At 64.8% G+C, this 20,040-nt stretch carries 17 protein-coding genes; 2 read left to right on the top strand and 15 right to left on the bottom strand.

The features are described 5' to 3' along the window. Positions 1-9: 9 nt before the first annotated feature. From OIT41_RS06445 to OIT41_RS06400, 10 genes are all read right to left on the bottom strand, one after another. Positions 10-1,731, bottom strand: coding sequence for a DUF4091 domain-containing protein (locus OIT41_RS06445; RefSeq protein ID WP_264637599.1), 1,722 nt, complete (start codon positions 1,729-1,731; stop codon positions 10-12). Between the two features lie 58 nt (positions 1,732-1,789). Further along, positions 1,790-2,785 (bottom strand): carbohydrate ABC transporter permease, encoded by a 996-nt coding sequence (locus OIT41_RS06440; protein WP_264637598.1) that lies wholly within the window; start codon positions 2,783-2,785, stop codon positions 1,790-1,792. Further along, positions 2,778-3,728, bottom strand: a complete 951-nt coding sequence (locus OIT41_RS06435) for a carbohydrate ABC transporter permease (protein ID WP_241707919.1) — start codon at positions 3,726-3,728, stop codon at positions 2,778-2,780. The genes OIT41_RS06440 and OIT41_RS06435 overlap by 8 nt, the downstream gene beginning before the upstream one ends. Further along, positions 3,725-5,047 (bottom strand): extracellular solute-binding protein, encoded by a 1,323-nt coding sequence (locus tag OIT41_RS06430; protein WP_264637597.1) that lies wholly within the window; start codon positions 5,045-5,047, stop codon positions 3,725-3,727. Before OIT41_RS06430 ends, OIT41_RS06435 begins: the two co-directional genes overlap by 4 nt. 285 nt (positions 5,048-5,332) lie before the next feature. After that, positions 5,333-6,337, bottom strand: coding sequence for a LacI family DNA-binding transcriptional regulator (locus OIT41_RS06425; protein WP_264637596.1), 1,005 nt, complete (start codon positions 6,335-6,337; stop codon positions 5,333-5,335). Positions 6,338-6,434: 97 nt separating this feature from the next. Then, positions 6,435-7,052: a hypothetical protein gene (locus tag OIT41_RS06420; protein ID WP_241707921.1), complete on the bottom strand. Its 618-nt coding sequence runs from the start codon at positions 7,050-7,052 to the stop codon at positions 6,435-6,437. 243 nt (positions 7,053-7,295) lie between these two features. Continuing rightward, positions 7,296-8,804 carry an Asp-tRNA(Asn)/Glu-tRNA(Gln) amidotransferase subunit GatB gene (gene gatB, locus OIT41_RS06415; RefSeq protein ID WP_078105820.1) on the bottom strand — a complete coding sequence of 503 codons (1,509 nt, stop codon included), beginning with the start codon at positions 8,802-8,804 and terminating at the stop codon, positions 7,296-7,298. Then, positions 8,804-10,360 carry an Asp-tRNA(Asn)/Glu-tRNA(Gln) amidotransferase subunit GatA gene (gene gatA, locus OIT41_RS06410; protein ID WP_241707922.1) on the bottom strand — a complete coding sequence of 519 codons (1,557 nt, stop codon included), beginning with the start codon at positions 10,358-10,360 and terminating at the stop codon, positions 8,804-8,806. The genes gatB and gatA overlap by 1 nt, the downstream gene beginning before the upstream one ends. A 4-nt stretch (positions 10,361-10,364) precedes the next feature. Beyond that, entirely contained in the window at positions 10,365-10,661 is a 297-nt protein-coding gene (gene gatC, locus OIT41_RS06405) for an Asp-tRNA(Asn)/Glu-tRNA(Gln) amidotransferase subunit GatC (RefSeq protein ID WP_078105822.1), read from the bottom strand. A 137-nt stretch (positions 10,662-10,798) separates the two neighbouring features. After that, entirely contained in the window at positions 10,799-12,247 is a 1,449-nt protein-coding gene (locus OIT41_RS06400; RefSeq protein ID WP_264637595.1) for a CitMHS family transporter, read from the bottom strand. A 226-nt stretch (positions 12,248-12,473) separates the two neighbouring features. On the opposite strand from OIT41_RS06400, the gene OIT41_RS06395 reads away from it, so the two are divergent. Together OIT41_RS06395 and OIT41_RS06390 are read left to right on the top strand one after the other, a co-directional pair. After that, entirely contained in the window at positions 12,474-14,246 is a 1,773-nt protein-coding gene (locus OIT41_RS06395; protein ID WP_264637594.1) for a sensor histidine kinase, read from the top strand. Then, a complete protein-coding gene (locus OIT41_RS06390) occupies positions 14,243-14,917 on the top strand; it encodes a response regulator (protein WP_264637593.1) in 675 nt (224 codons plus the stop codon). The genes OIT41_RS06395 and OIT41_RS06390 overlap by 4 nt, the downstream gene beginning before the upstream one ends. A gap of 96 nt (positions 14,918-15,013) precedes the next feature. Here the strand turns inward: OIT41_RS06390 and OIT41_RS06385 are convergent, their stop codons facing one another. The 5 genes from OIT41_RS06385 to OIT41_RS06365 all read right to left on the bottom strand — a co-directional run bounded on the left by OIT41_RS06385 (position 15,014) and on the right by OIT41_RS06365 (position 20,001). Next, positions 15,014-15,394 (bottom strand): RidA family protein, encoded by a 381-nt coding sequence (locus OIT41_RS06385; RefSeq protein WP_078105825.1) that lies wholly within the window; start codon positions 15,392-15,394, stop codon positions 15,014-15,016. A gap of 57 nt (positions 15,395-15,451) precedes the next feature. Beyond that, positions 15,452-15,964, bottom strand: a complete 513-nt coding sequence (locus OIT41_RS06380; RefSeq protein ID WP_241707926.1) for a GNAT family N-acetyltransferase — start codon at positions 15,962-15,964, stop codon at positions 15,452-15,454. 234 nt (positions 15,965-16,198) lie between these two features. Next, on the bottom strand, positions 16,199-17,026 hold the full coding sequence (locus OIT41_RS06375; protein ID WP_241707927.1) for an inositol monophosphatase family protein: 828 nt from the start codon (positions 17,024-17,026) through the stop codon (positions 16,199-16,201). Next, positions 17,023-19,299, bottom strand: coding sequence for an NAD-dependent DNA ligase LigA (gene ligA / locus OIT41_RS06370; RefSeq protein ID WP_319801843.1), 2,277 nt, complete (start codon positions 19,297-19,299; stop codon positions 17,023-17,025). Before ligA ends, OIT41_RS06375 begins: the two co-directional genes overlap by 4 nt. A 39-nt stretch (positions 19,300-19,338) precedes the next feature. Continuing rightward, positions 19,339-20,001: a hypothetical protein gene (locus tag OIT41_RS06365; RefSeq protein WP_264637591.1), complete on the bottom strand. Its 663-nt coding sequence runs from the start codon at positions 19,999-20,001 to the stop codon at positions 19,339-19,341. Positions 20,002-20,040: the final 39 nt, after the last annotated feature.

The following is a 20,040-nucleotide window of genomic DNA, read 5'->3' as shown; positions in this document are numbered from 1 at the left end:
AGTACTTTCCTAACTCGATAAGTTGATGCGCTGGTGTGTTTGACCCACGCGCTGCGCGATTCCCTGGTTGACCAGCTCGCGAGCCCTCCGGTAATGAAGGGGGTCGTAGCTGAAGCTGTCCATGGCGAGGCTTCCGCCCGAGCCGTCCGTATCGATGAGCGCCAGCGCCTCCTCGCGACCGGCCAGCTGGGCCAGGAGCGAGAGTGCCCGGTGGTCCCACATGGCCTGGGCGAACACCTTGTAACGGATCGATTCCCACGGCACCCCGTCCGGTCCCGGGTAGACCATGAAGGCATCGCCGCCCGGAAAGGCTCCCCCGGCACAGGTGTCCTTGAACGGGTCCACGGACGCCAGGGAATGAGCCGTGTTGTAGAAGTTGAATCCCCAATGCAGGAATCCCGCACATTCCTGGGCGAAGAGCTGGTGGCCCAACACCCGGTTTCGCACTGAAGGCATGGAAATGAACCGGTTGGCAACGCCGGTATCCTGGGCGACGCAGTAATAGACCCACAGATTCTTCACCCCGGCCGCCAGGAACGGCGCCACGGCGTCGGTTGCCACCACCGGGTTCGGCACGGCCCCGCTGCTGTAGAACTCGAAGTCGCTCAAGGCGTCAACCACCGTCAGCCCGTCCAGGAGATCCGCGACGATGGCCTTTGCCTGTTGGTATCCCGCCAGGGCCTCGGCGCCCTCCGGTTCATCGGAAAGGTGGAAAATGACGCGATCAAGCGACCAATGCTCTGCCAGGAACGAACGCAGGGCCGGCAGCAGCTCGGCCATGAGCTCCCGGTATGAAGCAGCCGATGCCGGCACGTCCCAGCCGAAGCGCCGTTCGAGTCCCTGGGCAGTCTCCACGTAGATCGCCGGGGTTGCCTTGGCCCCCCATTGGGTGAACAAATGGGCGATTTCCAAGTACTCTATGCCGTGTTCGGCACACAGGCCCACCCAGCGCAGCAGCTTGCTGAAATCAAAGTGGTAGCCGGAATCTTCGCGAATCCCGATCAGCTGGGTGGGCAGCCTCGTTCCCCCGACTGCTGTGTCGAGCGGAGGGGTCCATGTGGGCGTCAGGAGCGAGTTGGCGCCCATCCTTGCCGCGGATCCCATGAAGGCATCGATGATCGACCAATGCTCCTCGCCGAAGACCCCGACGCCGTAGTGGCTCGCCAAGCCGTCGCAATGGAACCAGTGGGCGTTCACGATTTCCAGTTCCGGGGCCTGCGCGGGCATCACGGTGACGCAGATGTGGGTGCTGAAGAGCGTGTTGCCTTCGGCGTCCCGCACGGAGATCCCGAGTCCGTGCTCGCCGGCGTTCTCGGCGGATGGCACCACGAAGTCGATCCATGCAGCCGTCCATTGCCCGTAGAGGGGCCTGATCAACCCATCCGGGGCTGGCCGCAAAAGGTCTGGAAACAGTCCGGGGGTGTCCCGGTCGTAGCCGTCGTCATGCTGCGGGAATGCCGCCAAGGAACACGGCACCAGCTCAACCTGCGAAATGGTGGCGAACCCTGCCGACGGACCATCGATTGCAACTTCCAACGCCCCCGCCAGCCGGAAACCGTGCTTCATAGGCGGCCTGAGGGCCACTTGGACCGACGCTGTCTCGCCGGGGAAAACGGACACCGGGATGGTCCTGTCGAACGGCCGTGGTGGAGCGTCCGGGTAGACCTTTTCCAAGGAGTCCGCCAGTACGAACGACCAGCCGTCCAGCTGGACCGGGTTCTGTTCCGTCAAGGGCTGCGATCCTTTCCTGTTGCGTGGGGTCTTTGCGTGGGGTCTTTGCGTGGGGTCTTTACTTGAGTCCGGAGCGGCCGATGCCCGCCATGACACGCTTCTGCATGAGCAGGAACATGATCAGGATCGGGGCCATGGCCATGAGCGATGCCGCCATGAGGATCGGGTAATTGTTGGCGTGCTCACCCTGGAGGTTCGAAAGCCCGACGCTCAACGGTGCGGCGTTCGCCGTCGACGTCACCACCAAAGGCCACAAGAGGTCATTCCAGGACCACAGCACGGTAATGATGACGAGGGCCCACAGACCGTTTGCTGCCAAAGGCAGCATGACCCGGAAGAAGATCTGGAACGGATTGGCGCCGTCGAGCCGTGCCGCGTCTTCGAGTTCGTCCGGGAGGCCCATGAAGAACTGACGCATCAGGAACAGTCCGAAGGCGCTGAAGATGCCCGGAGCCACGATGCCGGCGATGCTGTTCAGCCAACCCAGGTTTTGGATGATCTGGTATTGCGGGATCAGGAACAACTGCGACGGCACCATGATGATCGACAAGACGACGGCCAGGATGAGTCCTTTGAACCGGAACTGCATCCGCGCGAAGGCGTAGCCCGCCATGGAGCAGAGAAGCACCTGCCCGATCACGCGGATGACCGTGATTGCCACCGTCACCCAGAGCTGGGAACCGAAGTTCATGGACGTGAAGACATCCGCGAAGTTGTGCCACTGGACAACGCTGGGCCACAGCGTGGGCGGAGTGCTTTGGACTTCCGCGTTCGTCGAAAGCGACATGACGATCTGATAGAGGAGCGGCGAGATCATGGCCAATCCGCCAATGGCCAGTACGCAGTGCGCCAGGACGTTCGAGCCTTGCTTGCCGCCCTTGGCGCCCTTGGTGCCCCGGTTTTTGCCTGCCGGGCGCGGGGTGTCTCTGCCCTTGGTGCTGCGGCTTTTGCCGTCCCGGCCCGCGGGTGCGCCTCCGGCTTGAGGCGGATCTGCAACCGGTCCGCTGCGTCGCGATTCGACGCCGCTTTGTGTTGAGAGCATCGATTCAGACATAGTTGACCCACCTCTTCTGGATACGGAATTGGAAAGCGGTCAGAAGAGCGATGATGACCAGGATCAGGATGCCGATGGCTGCCGCATAGCCCTTGTCGTTCTGCAGGAAGGCCTGGTTGTAGAAGATGTACACGAGGCTTTGCGTCTGCGGCATGGCCAGGTTCGCCTTCCCCATCATCACGTACAGCAGATCGAACAGCTGGAAGCCGCTGATCACGGTGACGATCGTGACGAAGAAGATGCTGGGCGTCAACAGCGGTACGGTGATGCTGAAGAATTGGCGGACCCGGCTGGCGCCATCCATCTCCGCGGCTTCGAAAAGCTCCCGCGGAATCTCGCGAAGTCCCGCGCTGATGATGATGAGGTTGAATCCCAGCGACATCCAAAGACCCACGGTAGCCACGGCGAGCAGCGCGAATCCCGGCGTCGATGTCCAATAAGGGCCTTGGATCCCGAACAAGCCCAGGAACCAGTTGATGGGTCCGAAGTCGCCGTTGTAGATCAGCCTCCACACGATCCCGACGGCGGCCGGCATGGTGATGTACGGAATGAAGTACAGCGTCCGGTACAGGGCCGCGAAGCGCAGGCCGGGACGCTCGATCAGGGACGCAAGGATGACCGCGATGGGAATCCCCAGCAGCACGACCACCGTATAGATCAGCGTATTGAGGATTGATTGCGGAATGGTGGAATCCGCGAACAACCGCACGTAGTTGTCCAGGCCGATGAACTTGGTTCCTCCGAAGACTCCCCACTTGGTGAAGCTGTAGTAGAACGTCTGGACGATCGGCCAAAGATAGAACACGCCGATTCCCGCAACGGTGGGCACCACGAACAACCACGGCCACCAGCCATCCGACTTGGATTTTCCATTGCGGCGGTCCCCCGCTGCTTGGGCGGCACGGACACTCTTGGATGCCGGCGTCAGGATCTGGGCTTTCATGATTCTTTGGCCAGCGCTGCGTTCATCTGGCTGGCAAGGTCCTTGGCGACGTCGGCAACCGGCTTGGTCCCGGCGAAGGCCTGCGGCAGCAAGGTGTTCTCGAGTTCGTTCCAGGCGGCCGTGTTGGCAGACGCCGGATAGGGCGAGGCATCCTTGGCGAGGTCGAGGAAGACGGTGAGGTCAACGGAGGGAACAGCCTTGACCCAGGCATCCTGGGTGCCGTTGAAGGCCGGGATGACGGTTCCGGTTTCCGCCTGGATCTTGGCCGCATCCTGGGTTCCCAGGAAAGCGACGAACGCCTGCGCCGCAGCGGGATTCTTCGCATTGGCGGGAATCACGTTGGCAAGTCCGTGGATCACGCTCTGGTTGCTCTTCGGCCCCTTCGGGAGGCTGACAATGCCAAGATCGTCACCAAGAGCCTTTTGGGCCGGCCCGACGGTCCAGGAGCCGTCCATGGTCATCGCCAATTTCCTCGACGTGAACATGTCGCTTGAGGAGGTGTCCGTCAATTGCTGCATCGACGGCGATACGCCGGATTCGATCAGGTCGCGCCAGAACTGGAGGCCGGCGATTGATCCGGCGGAGTCGTATCCGGACTTCTTGCCGTCGGCCGAGATGATGGTCCCGCCGGCTTCGATCATCGTGTTGTAGTAGCTGGTCTGGCCGCCCGTGAGGTCGCCGGCGTATCCGTAGACGCCCTTGCCCTGGTAGAACTTGGACAGTTTGGCACCGGCGGATTTCACGTCATCCCAGGTCCAGCTGGATGTCGGCTCGGACACTCCGGCTTCCTTGAAGAGCGCCTTGTTGTAGAAGAGCGCGCTGGTATCGAAGTCCTTGGGGACCCCGTAGAAGGCCCCGTTCACCGTGTACAGGTCCACGAGCGCCTTCGGGTAATTGGCGGTATCCACTGCCTTGCCGGACACCAAGCCGTCCAGCGGCATCAGCTGGTTGTTTTGCGCGTAAAGCTTGATGTGCGGGCCATTCATCCAGAAGACGTCCGGCAGGGTGTTGCTGCTTGCCTGGGTCTGGATCTTCGTCCAGTAGGCAGAACCCTTCGACGGCGTGACGTCGATGGTGACCAAGATGTTCGGGTATTGCTTGTTGAATTCGGTCACGATTTTCTGCATCGCGGGCTTTTGCGCCGCGTCCCAGATGGCGTAGCTCAGCTCCGCGCTCAGGTCCTTCGCGGGAGCAGCGTAGGCGGCCTTGGCTGCGCTACCCCCTGCGGCACTGTTCCCGCCGCAGGCGGCGAGCGAAACGACGGCGGCGCCGGCAGCCGCAAAGGAAAGGAATGACCTGCGGGTCACGTTGTGGTTCATAAGAATTCTCCGATGTCTTGGTCAGAAGACCGACGGTCCTTCGGGGGCGGGCCCGCATTCGGCGAACAGCCAACCCAACTGGTGTTGTGCAGTCGATCACATCATGTTAATCGTTTAAAGGCAAGATTCTGAGTGATCTTTCCTTAACTTTTTAGGGTAGAAAACGTCATCAAAGTGCAAAAAGGATGGATCGCCTGATCATCGGGCACGCGCCTAGACAAACCGCGGGGATGGCACCGGGTCGGCACCGGGGGCTCCGGGTTCTCGCACCGGGCGCCCCGGATTTCACGCAGAGGGCGCTGAGTCCCTCACGATGAGCTTCCACGGGAATTCGAGGATGCGCGCGGGTCCATCGGGATTCTCTGCACGGTCGAGCAGGAATGCGGCCAGGCCATCGAAAAAGCCCTCAGGACCAACGGTGGTCAACGACGGCGTCATGCGCTCGCCTTCGGTGGTGTTGCCGATACCGATCACTTCGACGTCTTCTGGAATGCGGAGTTGCAGCCGTTGGGCCGCATGGATGGCGGCTATTGCCGCGAAGTCGGTGGTCGCATAGATCGCGGTCGGACGGTCCGCCCGCTGAAGGAGCCGCAACGCCGCATCGAACGCGCTGAGTCCGTCGCGGTCGTACGCCTCGACGTAGTCGTCCCGGTACTCCAAACCGGCTTTGGCAAGGCCGCGCGTGTAGGCGCCCAGGCGGATGTCGAGGGTGCTCATCGAAGGTGCCGAGGAGATCAGGCAAGCCACGCGGCGATGCCGGGCGGTGAGGTGCTCCACTGCCAGATCGCACGACGAACCCACCACCGGCCGCACGACGTCGAATCCCTCAGGTTCCATGGTGTCGCTGAAAACCACCAGGCGCTGCGATCTTGCCGCCTGCGCCAGCAGTTCGACATCCCCGGGCTCGTCGGCGCCATCGATGAACGTCACGTCCGCGTTTTGCCGTTTGAGGGCCACCCGCCAGTCGGTATCGGCCAGGATCATCGGCGTAACGCCGTGCCGGGCCGCGGCCTTACCAACAGCGCGGCTTACGTCCAAGGCCCACGGATCCGAGATCATGGTGAGCGACAACATGAGCAGGTTCGTTCGGCCGGTGCGGATCGCCCTTGCCGATTGGTTGGGGCGATATCCGAGGGCGAGGGCAGCCTCTTGAACCCGCAGCACCGTAGCTGGCGCCACCCCGGAACCGCTCCTGCTGCCGTCCTTGCCGCTCCTGCCTGAAAGCACATAGGACACGGTCGCCGTCGAGACCCCCGCTGCAGCCGCCACGGACTTGATCGTGGGGCGCATTCGTCTCCTTCGTGGCTAAGCCGCCGGACCTCGGGCGTGGTCCGGCGGTAGTAGCATCATAGCCAGACGAACGGGTGCGGGTTCAGGAGGCGCGGGTTCAGGAAGAGACGCTGCCGTAACCGAGCCGTCGGCCGCCATTGTTGGACGCAGCGGGCAAAGTACCCCCGACAATGCGGGTGGCCGTGACAGTGGTGCCGCTCTTCGTGCCGGAGACTGCGACGGTGTCGCCCGCCTTCAGGTCCGTGGCCTTGATGGTTTGGGGCGATGGCCTCTTGCCTTGCGTGCCGGTTCCAGAGGCGGGGAGCTTGACGATGGTGGTCGACGTTGTGATCGCGAAGCTCTGCGTGAAGCCATCATCGCTCTTCACGGAAATGCTCGTATCGCTGACGGACTGCACTGTACCCCGCTGTGTCACGAGCGTCGTGTAGCTGCCGTCCTTGTTCTTGACCGTGAACTCACCGTGGATCCCCGGTCCTGCGACGCCGCGGGGAAGGACGGGGAACGGCCGGACCTTGCCGGGCGACGGTGCGGCGGGCGACGTGGCCCCTGGCGACGGGGTGGCAGGCGAAGCCGTGCTGGTCGGCGTCGCGCTCACGACGTACTCGGGGATGATCTGGCCGGCAGCCCAGACTGCGGCCACACCACCGCCGCCCAGGACGACGACGATTCCGCCGGCGATGAGGGCCCTGCGAACCCCCGGAGTCATGGTGGACATAGCCGAATCCTTTCTCCGCTCCTCCCCGGTGCGGTAAAGGGGCGGGCAGCAAAGAACTGATGACTCCATGATGAGCCTTGAAGCTGTGTGAGGGCTGTGGATCCTCACCCAACTGGTCCCCACCGCCTCCCTAACCTCGCTTCGCTCGGCCAGGGAACCCGGGCGGCGTGGGCCCCGCAGTTGTTGTCGTTTTGACGGCTCAAAACGACAACAACTGCGACCCGGTTGAGCGAGCCGGGGTGGTCAGCCTTCGACGCCGAGGCGCTCCAGGATCAGCTCGCGCACACGGCCGGCGTCGGCCTGCCCGCGGGTGGCCTTCATGACTCCGCCGACGATCGCACCGATGGCCTGAAGCTTGCCGCCGCGGATCTTCTCCGCGACGTCGGGCTGGGCTGCCAGTGCGGCGTCGATCGCTTCCAGGAGGGGGCCGTCGTCGGACACGACGGCGAGGCCGCGCTTCTCGACGATCTCGGCCGGAGTGCCCTCGCCCGCGAGGACACCGTCGAGCACCTGGGCAGCCATCTTGTTGTTGATCTTGCCGCCCTCCACGAGCTTGTTGAGCTCCACGATGGTTTCCGGCGTGACGCCGAGTTCGGAGGGGTCGACGTCGGCCGTCTTGGCGCGTCCGACGATCTCGCCCATCCACCACTTGCGGGCCACGGAGGCGCTGGCACCGGCGGCGATGGTTTCCTCGATGGAGTCCATGACACCGGCGTTCACGACGTCGCGGAACTCGAGGTCCGAATAGCCCCAGTCGGCCTGGAGCCGCTTGCGGCGGGCCGCGGGCGGTTCGGGCAGCGTGGCGCGGAGTTCCTCGACCCATTCACGGGACGCGAGGACCGGAACGAGGTCCGGCTCCGGGAAGTAGCGGTAGTCGTCGGCGTCGGACTTGGCCCGGCCCGACGTCGTCGTGCGCGTGTCCTCGTGCCAGTGGCGCGTCTCCTGGATGACCGGCTCGCCGGAGTCCAGGACGGCGGCGTGGCGCTGGATTTCGTAACGGACGGCGTGCTCGACGGCGCGCAGCGAGTTCACGTTCTTCGTCTCCGAACGGATGCCGAAACGTTCGCGGCCGTGCGGGCGCAGCGAGACGTTGGCATCGCAACGGACGTTGCCGCGTTCCATCTTGGCGTCGGAAACACCGAGGTTCTTGACGATTTCGCGCACCGCGGCAACGTAGGCCTTGGCGAGCTCGGGTGCGCGGCTGCCGGCGCCCTCGATCGGCTTGGTGACGATTTCGACCAGCGGAACACCGGAACGGTTGTAGTCCACCAGCGAGTAATCGGCACCCTGGATGCGGCCCGTGGCGCCACCCATGTGGGTCAGCTTGCCGGCGTCCTCTTCCATGTGTGCGCGCTCGATCTCGACGCGGAAGACTGTGCCGTCCGAGAGTTCGATGTCCAGGTAGCCGTCGTACGCGATGGGCTCGTCGTACTGGGACGTCTGGAAGTTCTTCGGGGTGTCCGGGTAGAAGTAGTTCTTCCGGGCGAAGCGGCAGTACTCGGCGATCTTGCAGTTCAGGGCAAGGCCGATCTTGATGGAGGATTCCACTGCGGTCTTGTTCACCACGGGCAGGACGCCGGGCATGCCGAGGTCCACCTCGTTGACGTTGGTGTTCGGCTCGTCGCCGAAGACGTTCGGGGCGGAGGAGAACATCTTGGTCTTGGTGTTGAGCTCCACGTGGACCTCGAAGCCAAGGACGGGATCGTACTTCTCCATGGCCTCTTCGAAGCTGAGGATGGCGTCGGTAGACATCAGTTGGAACCTCCGGCGATGGTGGAGCTGGAACCGAGAACGGGTGCCTTCGCGAGCAGCGGGCCGCCCCATTTCTCTTCGAGCAAGGATTCAAGGACAGCGCCCACGCGGTACAGGCGGGCGTCCTCGCGGGCAGGCGCCAGGAGCTGGATACCCACGGGCAAGCCGTCTTCGTCGGCCAGGCCGCCCGGCAGGGACAAACCCGGGATACCGGCCATGTTCGCGGGGATGGTGGCGACGTCGTTGAGGTACATGGCCAGCGGGTCGTCCAGCTTCTCCCCCAGCTTGAAGGCTGTGGTCGGGGCCGTCGGCGATATCAGGACATCGGCCTGCGCAAACGCGGCGTCGAAGTCACGCTGGATCAGCGTGCGGACCTTCTGCGCGGAACCATAATAGGCGTCGTAGTAGCCGGCGCTCAGGGCGTAGGTGCCCAGGATGATGCGGCGCTTGACCTCATCGCCGAAACCGGCGGCGCGGGTGGCGGCCATGACGCGTTCGATCGTCATGGGACCGTCCTCGGGCAGGACACGCAAGCCGTAGCGCACGCCGTCGAACTTGGCCAAGTTGCTGGAAACCTCGGACGGCATGATCAGGTAGTAGGCGCCCAGCGCGTACTTGAAGTTGGGGCAGGAAACCTCGACGATTTCCGCGCCGGCCTCCTTGAGCAGCTCAAGGGACTCGTTGAACCGGTTCTCGACGCCGGCCTGGTAGCCCTCGCCGTGGAGTTCCTTGATGATGCCGATCTTCATGCCCGTGACGTTGCCCGTCTTGGCTGCGGCAACGAGGGTGTCGAAGGGGTCCGTCAGCGAAGTGGAGTCGAAGGGGTCGTGGCCGCCGATGACTTCCTGCAGGAGTGCCGAGTCCAGCACGGTCCGCGAAACCGGGCCGATCTGGTCCAGCGAAGATGCCATGGCAATGGCGCCATAGCGGGATACCGCACCGTAGGTGGGCTTCATGCCGACCGTGCCGGTGACAGCGCCGGGCTGGCGGATGGATCCGCCGGTGTCCGTGCCGAGGGCCAGCGGAGCTTCGAAAGCCGCGACGGCGGCCGCGGAGCCACCGCCCGAGCCGCCGGGAATGCGGTCCAGGTCCCACGGGTTGCGGGTGGGGCCGTACGCCGAGTGTTCCGTGGAGGAACCCATGGCGAATTCGTCCAGGTTGGTCTTGCCAAGGATGGGCATCTTCGCTGCGCGCAGCTTCTTGATGACGGTGGCGTCGTAGGGGCTGTGCCAGCCCTCGAGGATCTTGGAGCCGGCCGTGGTGGGCTGGCCGATCGTGACGATAAGGTCCTTGACGGCGATGGGTACGCCGGCGAGCTCGTGCAGCGCTTCGGCTTCGGCACCGCCGGCGGCGCGGATCGCGTCCACCTCGGCGGCGACGGCGAGCGCCTCTTCGGCGTTGACGTGCAGGAATGCGTTGACTTGCCCGTCAACGTCGGCAATCCGGTCCAGGTACGCCTGGGTGACCTCGACGGACGTGACCTCGCGCGCGGCCAGCTTGGCGGCCAACTGTGCTGCGGACAGGCGGATGAGTTCGGAGTTGTTCAATTCAGTCATTCGCTTAGTCCTCATCCAGGATTGCCGGAACCTTGAAGCGGCCCTCGAAGGAATCCGGGGCCCCGGACAACGCCTGCTCGGCGGTGAACGTGTGGCCCACGACGTCCTCACGGAACACGTTGCTCAACGGAATCGGGTGGGACGTGGCCGGGACATCGTCCCCGGCGGCTTCGCTCACGGACTTCACCGAATCCACGATGACGGCAAGTTCGCCGGCCATCCTGTCCAGCTCTTCGGCACTCATTTCAATGTGAGCCAGACGCGCAAGATGCGCGACGTCGTCACGGTTGATCGCAGCCATGGATCTCCCCTGCAAAGTTCAATTGGTTTTCCGGACTAGTCTACGTGGCTTGGACGACGAACAACGCGGGGTCACTTACGGCCCATCCGGGGGTCCCGAATGGGCCGTAAGTGACCCCGCGTTGCGTGGTTGCGTTGCTAGCCGATGCCGATGGCTCCGGTCAGCATGCCCACCGCGAGCATGACGACGGAGATGACCGCCGTGCGCCACAGGACCTTCTTGTGGTGGTCTCCCAGTTCCACCTTCGCCAGGGACACCAGCAGCAGGATCGCGGGGACCAACGGGCTCTGGAGGTGGAACGGCTGGCCGGTGATGGAGGCACGGGCCATTTCCGCGCCGCTGATGCCGTAGTGCGCGGCGGTTTCGCTCAGGACAGGCAGGACGCCGAAGTAGAAGGCGTCGTTGCTCATGAAGAACGTCATCGGGATGCTGAGCAGGCCAGTGATGACGGCCATGAACGGACCCATCTCGGCCGGGATGATGTGGACCAGCCACGCCGACATTTCCTTGACCATGCCGGTGCCGTTGAGGACACCCGTGAGGACGGCCGCCGCCATGACCATGCTGACCACGGCCACGATGGACGGCGCGTGGGCCACCAGCTGCGCACCCTGTTCCTTGACCTTCGGGAAGTTCACCAGCAGGGCGATCGCGGAACCCACCATGAAGACGTACGGCAGCGGCACCAGGTTGGCCACGAGCATGACCATCACCGCGACCGTGAGTCCGAGGTTGAACCAGAAGAGCTTCGGGCGCAGGGTCTTGCGGTGGGGGTCGAGTGCGGTGGCGGTCAAACCCGCATCGGCGAGGTCAACCAAGGTTTCGGTGCGTTCTAGGACCACGACGTCGGAGCTGCCGCCGGAGCCCGAGCTGCCGGTGCCCGAGCCGCCGGTGCCCGAGCCGCCGCGGCGGGTGCCGCCGTCGAACACGTCACCGGCGTCGGCGACGTCACCCCAGATCCCGGGGGCCGTGGCGCGGAGGCGGTTGCGTTCCTGCAGGCCCAAGAGCCAGGAGAACACGAAGACGACGACGAGGCCGGCGATGAGGGACGGCACCATGGGAACAAACACGTCGTTGACGTCGACCTTGAGTGCGGTGGCGGCACGGGCCGTGGGACCACCCCACGGCAGGATGTTCATGGTTCCGTTGGCCAGGCCGGCCACGCAGGTCAGGACCACGGGGCTCATCTTCAAGCGCAGGTACACGGGCAGCATCGCAGCGGTGGTGAGGATGAAGGTGGTGGAGCCGTCGCCATCGAGTGATACTGCGGCGGCGAGGATGGCGGTGCCCAGGACCACTTTTGCGGGGTCGTTGCCAAGCTTGCGGAGGATGAACCTCACCAACGGGTCGAACAGCCCGACGTCGATCATGAGTCCGAAGTACACGATCGCGAACATCAGCAGGGCGGCCGTGGACGTCATGGACTTCATCGAGTCCATCACCATGCTTCCGATGCCGAGGCCGGCACCGGCAAACAGGCCGAAGATGGTGGGAACGATGATCAGCGCCAGAACGGGCGTCAACTTCTTTGTCATGATCAGGACCATGAACACCGCAATCATTGCGAATCCAAGCAATACCAGCACAGCCGGCTCCTTACTACAGTGAACGGCATCACGTCGATGTGATGCGCGATACAGAACGTATAGTGGCCACGCTCAGAGCAAGGCGTTTGTGGGATTTGATCGACATACTGCTGATTGAGAGCATTTTGCTCATTGTGCTCAATGCTTCAATGGAGAGGTAGACGTCGAAGTACAGCGCCGCTGCTGCCCCGCTCCAGCCGGCCGTTCCCCGCCGGAAGGAGGCAGCATGCCCAGGCTTGCCCTGCGGTTCTCGACGCAGACCCTGCTCCTCCAGCTCGGCGTCGTTGTCCTGGTGGTGCTGCTCAGCGGCACCGTGCACGCATGGCTCGTCTACGGCCGGATCGGCACGGAAGCAGAAAACCAGGCACTGACTTTGGCGCGCACCGTGGCCTCGGATCCGGCGATGCGTTCCCAGGTCGAAGCCATCAGCAAAGAGCAGGGAACCCCACCCGCCACGGTTCTCTCGGCCGGCCCCATCCAAGCGGCCGCCGAGGCTGCAAGGAACCGCACCGGGGCTTTGTTCGTGGTGGTCACCGACGAAACCGGCCTGCGGTTGGCGCACCCGGACGTGGTGCGGCTCGGCGAACGGGTCAGCACCGATCCCTCGGACGCCCTCTCCGGGAAGGAAGTCACCACCCGGAATACCGGCACCCTGGGAGCGTCCGCGGGAGCCAAGGTCCCGGTATTCGCCCCGGGTTCCACAACCACCGTGGTGGGCGAAGTCAGCGTCGGCTACTCCATGGAGTCGCTCGGCCAAAGCCTTGCAGAGGACATCGTTCCCATCGCCTTGACCGCGGCGGGTTCCCTCCTGGTCGGCGTCCTGGCGTCCTTCCTCCTCCGCCGCCGTTTGCAACGCCTGACCCTGGGCCTCGAGCCCGAAGAGATCAGCACCCTCGTACACGACCAAGTGGCCGTGCTTCAAGGCGTGGACGACGGCGTGATCGGCATTTCCGCCGATGGCCGCATCACGGTCTTCAATGCAGCAGCGAGGCGGTTGCTGGGCATGCCGGAAGGCTCGGAGACTCCCGGCTCTCCCACAGCGGCGGGAACCGATTGGGAAGGGGCACCCGTCCCGGCGCAGCTCAAGGCCCTCACCCAACCCTCTGCGCACGACGCCGAAGCCGTGGAAATCGTCGCGGGCGGCCGGGTCTTGGTTGCCAACGCCCGCAAGGCGCTGCACCGCAAAGAGGATCTCGGCTGGGTGGTCATGCTCAGGGACCGCACCGAGCTGCAGCAGCTGACACGCCAGCTCGACGCCGTGGGCACCATGTCCGCCGCGCTCCGGGCCCAGCGCCACGAATTCGCGAACCAGCTCCACACGATCGCCGGCTTCATGAGCATCGGCCAACACGGCCAGGCCAAGGACTATCTCGCCAGGATCTCCGCCACAGGGCCGCTGAAATTTCCCGTGCAGCAAGCCGAGCTCCTCCAGGATCCGTATTTGCAGGCGTTCGTCGGCGCGAAAAGCGTGGAGGCGGACGAGCGAGGGGTGGCATTGCGGATCGGCCCGGAGACCCTGGTGCGGGAGCACGTCACCGAACCGCAGGACGTCACCACGGTGCTTGGCAACCTGATCGACAATGCCGTCAACGCCGCCGTCGACGGCTCTTCGATGCAACGCTGGGTAGAGCTTGAGCTGCTTGACGAACCGGGGCCCGACGGCGGCACGCTGCACATCGTCGTCGCTGACTCCGGCGACGGCCTAGGCAGCGTCGATCCGGAAAAGGTTTTCGTGGAGGGGTTCACGACGGCGGAGCCTGCGGAAGGCGGCATCGCCAGGGCGGGTGGGCAGGGTTTCGGCCTCGCGCTGGTCCGGCAGCTCGCCCGCCGTCGCGGTGGTGATGTGCGCGTCCTGGACCCGGGCTCGCCTGGCGGGCCAGGCGCCGTCTTCATGGCCACGATGCCGAAGGTGACCGGCGCGCCGGACGATGCCCCTCGAGCGGTACCCGCACCCGTGGCCCAACGACCTGCAACCGAACCCAAGGAAGGACAGCCGTGAGCGAAGACTTCAGGGTGTTGATCGTCGATGACGATTTCCACGTCGCCAAGCTCCACGCCGCCTATGTGGACTCCGTGGCCGGTTTCCTGGCCCTGGCCCCGGTGGGATCCACGGCGCAGGCGTTGCAATCCGTCCATAGCCTGCGGCCGGACCTCGTGTTGCTGGACGTTTATTTGCCGGACGGTTCGGGCCTGGACCTTCTGGGGCAACTCGACGTGGATGCCATGATGTTGACCGCAGCGTCCGACGCCGTGTCCATCAGGACAGCATTGCGTCGCGGGGCCGTGGCGTATCTGTTGAAACCGTTCACCGCCGAGTCGCTGTCGCAGCAATTGCGTTCCTATGCCAGATACCGGCGTCTTCTCGGCCGGCAGCACGCCGTGGACCAGGACACGATCGAACGGGCCAAGCGGGCGCTCATCGCCGGTGACGTCGCGCCGTCGGGAAAGCCGCGTTCCGCGACCGAAGCATCGGTGCTGGAGTCCTTGGCACCGGGGGAACAATACTCGGCCACCGAAGTGGCGGAACGCGTGGGGGTCTCGCGCGCCACGGCGCAACGGTACCTGTCCTCGCTCGCCGACGATGGCGCCGTCGAGATCCAACTGCGCTACGGGAGCACCGGCCGGCCGGAACACCGCTACGGCGTCCCCGCGCGGCTCTCCCCAAACTAGCCCGGCAACCCCGAGCGGCCCGCCAACCCAACTGACTCGCAGTAGATGTCGTTATGAGGCGTCAAAACGACACCTACTGCGAGTCAGTTGGGCTGCTTAGGCGCTCTTTTGGGCTACTAGTTCAATTTCGACCAGCATTTCCGGGTCGAGGAACGGCAAGACGTGGACCAGGGAAAGGGTGGGCCGGATCTCGCCGAACACCTCGCCGTGCGCGCGGCCGGCGTCTTCCCACTTGCTGATGTCGGTCAGGTAGAGCTTGGACTGCACGACGTCCTCGTAGTCGAACCCGGCGTCGGCCAGGACCGCGCCCAGTTTTTCGAGGATGTATTTGGTCTGCGAGTAGAAGTCGTCGCCGACGATGCCATCCGGCCCGGACGCCGCCGTGGCCGAAATGAAGAGCGTGTTGTCCACCTGGACCGCACGGGAATATCCAAGGGTCTGTTCCCAGACCGAGCCCGTGCCGAATGTCTTGCGCATGCCGCGCCTTTCTCAGTTTCCGCACCCGGCCCGATAGCCGGGGTTTACGAGGAAACTTTATGGCTGGCGGACATCCTGCCGGTAAACGAACAGTTTTATGTCGGTCCCGGGAACAAACCAATCACGCTCCGGTTCCCTGTCGAATCCGGTCTTGGCGTAAAGGGCGTTGGCGCTTTCCCACGTTGCGCCCGTGGTGAGGGAAACGGCGTTGATGCCATCCATGGAGCGGGCTTGGTCGACGACCGCCTGCACGAGGGCGCGTCCCGCACCCGAGCGCTGAACCTCCGGATCCACTACCAAGGTGCGCATTTCGAGTTCGTCCGGAAGGCCAATGTCCGAAAAATCGCCTCCGGCCTTGGCCGACGTAACGGAACCGATGATCCGGCCATCGCGCTCGGCGACGAAAACGTCGGCGTACCGGGCGCGCCCGGCCACGTCGCGCAGCTTCTCCAAGTAAGGGTGGTCCGGGCTGCCGTAATAGCCAGCGGTCACGTAAGACGCCATCGTGATACGGGCTACGGCGTCGTAGTCTTCGGGCAGGGCGGGACGGACGGTAATCTGCGAATGCACTGATCCATGGTAGTCGGGTCTGCGGGGGCCGGGACGCCAAAGCAGCGTTTCCGTGACCGAACTATCACCGTTCCACCCAACGCCCGCTCAGATACAAGTGAGCGAGCGACGGCGGAACACCCCACATACGTGAGCGAGCGTTTGAACATGTCGAACAAGGTTCCACCAGGCTGGCGCAGCCGAACGCCCAGAACGCCCCGAACGACCAGGACCACCCGTACACCCAGAACGACCTTAGAGCGGGAACTTGCCCGAGAGCTCGAGGGTTCCCGCGCAGGTCCACGCTTCAAGGCGGTCCGCGTCAGTGGGGCCTCCGTCAAGCGGGCTGGTCAGCCGTGGGCGGCGGACCCAGCATCCTGCTTCCTCGGCGATCAACGCGCCCGCCGCGTAGTCGTGCTCGTTGAGCCCGCGTTCCCCGAAGGCGTCGTGGGTTCCATCGGCCACGAGGCAGAGATCCAACGCTGCGGAGCCGAGCCGACGAAGATCGGCGAAGCCCTCCATCAGGTTGCCGAGCCCGGCGAACTGTTCGGCCCTCGTGGCGGGATCGTAGCTGAACCCGGAGGCCACGATCAGTCCCGTGCGGCCCAGCAGGGGTCCGCTCAGCTGGCTGCGCTGCCCGTTTTCCTCAAGCCATGCTCCGTGGCCACGTGCCGCAGAGTAGATGCGCCCCAGCGCGGGGGCGTTGACGACGCCGGCCAACCAGACGCCGTCGGCGTCCGCGACAGCCACGGACGTGGCGTAATAGACGATGTTACGGATGAAGTTGGTAGTGCCGTCGAGCGGATCGATCGACCATCGGTAGCCGCTCGGCTGATCGGGCCGGGTGGTGCCGTGCTCTTCGCCCGTGATGGTGTCATGCGGGCGGGCAGCCGTAATCGCGGCCCGCACAGCGTTCTCCGCCGCGACGTCGAAGGCCGTCACCCAGTCGCCGGCGTCGCCTTTGTTCACGACGCCGAGGGTTCCCGCCGAGTTGGGCCCGGCCGGCCGGGCGGCGAGTACCTCCGCTCCTGCCGCAGCTGCCGCACGGGCGACCGCGAGAAGGTCCAAGGCATCGGCCGTCATTCGGAGGATTCCGTTTCCGCAGCGGTAGCGGCCGCTAGCGCGACGGCGGCGCCCTCGTCATCCGGTGCGGCGCCAGCGGCAGGTTCCAGGACGCCGTCGAGCAATGCCTTGAACCCGTCCTCGTCCAACACCCGGATGCCGAGCTGCTCTGCTTTGTCCAGCTTGGAGCCCGCGTTCTCGCCGGCCACGACGTAACTGGTGTTCTTGGAAACCGAGCCGGCTGCCTTGCCGCCCCTGATGATGATGGCTTCCTTGGCTTCGTCGCGGCTCAGCGTGGGCAACGAACCCGTCACCACGATGGTGAGGCCTTCCAGGTTCCGCTTGATGCCGGCGTCGCGCTCGTCAACCATGCGCACCCCGGCGGCCGCCCAGCTATCAACGATTTCCTGGTGCCAGTCGACGGCAAACCATTCCTTGAGTGCCGCGGCAATGGTCGGGCCCACCCCGTCGACGTTGGCCAGTTCCTCCTCGGACGCGGCACGGATGGCGTCCATGCTGCCCAGTGCCGTGGCCAGTGCCCGGGACGCCGTGGGGCCAACGTGCCGGATGGACAAGGCAACAAGGACGCGCCACAGTGGTTGCGTCTTGGCCTTCTCAAGCTCCTTGAACAGTTTGTCCGTGGTGGCTGTGGGTTTGGACGGGGTCTTGGCGGTGGCCTTGGAATAGAAGTAGGGCACCAGTTCGAACGTTCCCGTGCCTACGCCCTTGGAGCGCTTCTCGCGATGGATGCGGACCTCCGCGAGGTCCTCCGGCGTGAGGCTGAACAACGCCGCCTCACTCCGCAGGGGCGGAGTTTCCGGTTCGGCGGGCTGGGTGAGGGCGATGGCTGCTTCCCACCCAAGAGCCTCAATGTCGAAGGCTCCCCTGCTCGCGACGTGGAAGACACGCTCGCGCAGCTGGGACGGGCACGACTTCGCGTTGGGACAACGGATATCGACGTCGCCTTCCTTCGCCGGAGCCAGCGGCGTGTGGCAGGACGGGCATTCCGTGGGCATCACGAACTCACGCACGGGAGGATCCTGTTGATCGCGCAGCGCCAAGACCGGACCGACGATCTCAGGAATGACGTCTCCGGCCTTCCGCAGCACCACGATGTCACCGATCATGACGCCCTTGGCCTTGACCACATCCTGGTTGTGCAGGGTGGCCATTTCCACGGTGGATCCGGCCACCTTGACCGGTTCCATCACCCCGTACGGGGTGACGCGGCCCGTGCGGCCAACGTTGACCTGGATGTCCAGCAGCTTGGTGTGGACTTCCTCCGGCGGGTATTTATAGGCAACGGCCCAACGTGGCACGCGTGAGGTGTAGCCGAGGGCACGCTGCGTGGCGAAGTCGTCGATTTTGACTACGATGCCGTCGATCTCGTGCAGGAGATCGTGCCGGTGTTCGCCGAAGTGCTTGATGAAGTCCAGGACCTCCTCGAACGAGTCCAGGACCTTCAGGTAGGGGCTGACCGGCAGGCCCCATTCCTCGAGCAGCTTGTACGTCTCCGACTGGCTCGTGGTGTCGAGGCCTTCGCGGGCCCCGATGCCGTGGACGAACATCCGCAACGGACGCTTGGCGGTTTCCGCGGGATCCTTTTGGCGCAGGGAGCCGGCTGCGGCGTTGCGGGGATTTGCCAATGGCGCCTTGCCGGCCTCGATCAGCGCTTCGTTGAATTCCACGAAAGCCGTGGACGGAATGAAGACTTCGCCGCGGATTTCCACCTCGGACGGAAACCCGCTGCCGCTGAGCTGGCGCGGGATCTCCTTGATGGTGAGCACGTTGTGGGTGATGTCCTCACCCGTGGTGCCGTCTCCGCGCGTGGCGGCACGCACCAGCTTGCCGTCGCGGTAGAGCAGGTTCACTGCCAATCCGTCGATCTTGAGTTCCGTCAGCCACGCAATGCGGGAGGCCGCCGTTCCGAGCTTGTCGACCGAAGCCTCGGCCTTGCGGACCCACGCTTCCAGCTCGTCCAGGGAGAAGACATCCTCCAGGCTGTACATCCTCTGCAGGTGCTCGACGGCCGCGAACGCGGCCGAAACCTCGCCGCCCACTTCCTGCGTGGGCGAATCGTTGGACACGAGCTCGGGATGCAGGGCCTCGAGTTCCTCGAGGCGGCGGTAGAGGGAGTCGAACTCGGCGTCCGAAACCGTCGGGGCATCTTCCTGGTAGTACGCATAGCGGTACTTGCGGACGAGGTCTGCGAGGTTTTCGTACTCTTCCCGTACGGCTTCCGTTGGAACTGCGGTTTCGCTCTCTGCTGTGCTCACGTACCTATCTTGCCGCAAAGCCGCGACAAAATAGGGTCCCCGGATGGGAAGAAGGAATCAGTGCGTGAAGCGGTGGCGGCTCCACAACGCGAAGGCAATGCCGCCGGCCGCCACCAAAAGCACGGCGCCCATAATGGCGATCACAGCGAACATGTCCGAACCCGGCCCTTTGGCATTGCTCACCGCGGCAGCCTGGGTGGCCTTGAGCCCGTCCTGGATGGGGGTATTCCAATTGGACGACGCCGACGGCGAGGGGCTGCTCGTCGTCGGGGTGTCCGTCGGGGTCGCCGGGCTGGAGTCCACAGGAGCCTCCGACGGCGCCATGCTGGGTTCCGGTTCGACGGTCACCACGGGGGCCGGCTCGGGTGCGGCGGGCGCGGGCGCCACCGGGCCGGGTTGAACGGGCACGACGACGGGTGCCGGAACCACCGGCGCGGGCGGAGCCGGCGCCGGAGGCTTTGCAGGCGGAGCCATGTCGGGAGCAGGATCCGGAGCCGGGTCGGGAGCAGGATCCGGTGCGGGGGCCGGGGCCGGGGCGGGGGCCGGGGCCGGGGCGGTTTGGCTATTCTGAGGAGCCACGAGGGTCTCGGCGTGGGCCGAAAGCATCGGGAAGGCGCACATCACTACAGCCATGGCAATACCCGCGAGGGCAACGGAGAACGGGCGCCGCACGGCGGCACGGGTCGCGCCGCCAGAGCGCGCGGAGGAGCGTTGGGTCATGTTTACCTCTGCAGGACGGCACAGGCCGCCCGGAGTTGG

It is taken from the genome of Arthrobacter sp. YA7-1, from assembly GCF_025960325.1.
Lineage (GTDB): Bacteria > Actinomycetota > Actinomycetes > Actinomycetales > Micrococcaceae > Arthrobacter > Arthrobacter bambusae_A.
The sequence above is the reverse complement of the archived record's forward strand: the minus strand, read 5'-3'. Positions and strand labels throughout refer to the sequence as shown.

Excerpts from the sequence above, each read along its gene's own strand:
- gatC (WP_078105822.1), bottom strand. The coding sequence starts at position 10,661 with ATGGCTGCGATCAACCGTGACGACGTCGCGCATCTTGCGCGTCTGGCT.
- OIT41_RS06435 (WP_241707919.1), bottom strand. The coding sequence starts at position 3,728 with ATGAAAGCCCAGATCCTGACGCCGGCATCCAAGAGTGTCCGTGCCGCC.
- OIT41_RS06365 (WP_264637591.1), bottom strand. The coding sequence starts at position 20,001 with ATGACCCAACGCTCCTCCGCGCGCTCTGGCGGCGCGACCCGTGCCGCC.
- OIT41_RS06375 (WP_241707927.1), bottom strand. The coding sequence starts at position 17,026 with ATGACGGCCGATGCCTTGGACCTTCTCGCGGTCGCCCGTGCGGCAGCT.
- OIT41_RS06425 (WP_264637596.1), bottom strand. The coding sequence starts at position 6,337 with ATGCGCCCCACGATCAAGTCCGTGGCGGCTGCAGCGGGGGTCTCGACG.
- OIT41_RS06385 (WP_078105825.1), bottom strand. The coding sequence starts at position 15,394 with ATGCGCAAGACATTCGGCACGGGCTCGGTCTGGGAACAGACCCTTGGA.
- OIT41_RS06420 (WP_241707921.1), bottom strand. The coding sequence starts at position 7,052 with ATGTCCACCATGACTCCGGGGGTTCGCAGGGCCCTCATCGCCGGCGGA.
- gatA (WP_241707922.1), bottom strand. The coding sequence starts at position 10,360 with ATGACTGAATTGAACAACTCCGAACTCATCCGCCTGTCCGCAGCACAG.
- gatB (WP_078105820.1), bottom strand. The coding sequence starts at position 8,804 with ATGTCTACCGACGCCATCCTCAGCTTCGAAGAGGCCATGGAGAAGTAC.
- OIT41_RS06440 (WP_264637598.1), bottom strand. The coding sequence starts at position 2,785 with ATGTCTGAATCGATGCTCTCAACACAAAGCGGCGTCGAATCGCGACGC.
- OIT41_RS06395 (WP_264637594.1), top strand. The coding sequence starts at position 12,474 with ATGCCCAGGCTTGCCCTGCGGTTCTCGACGCAGACCCTGCTCCTCCAG.
- OIT41_RS06430 (WP_264637597.1), bottom strand. The coding sequence starts at position 5,047 with ATGAACCACAACGTGACCCGCAGGTCATTCCTTTCCTTTGCGGCTGCC.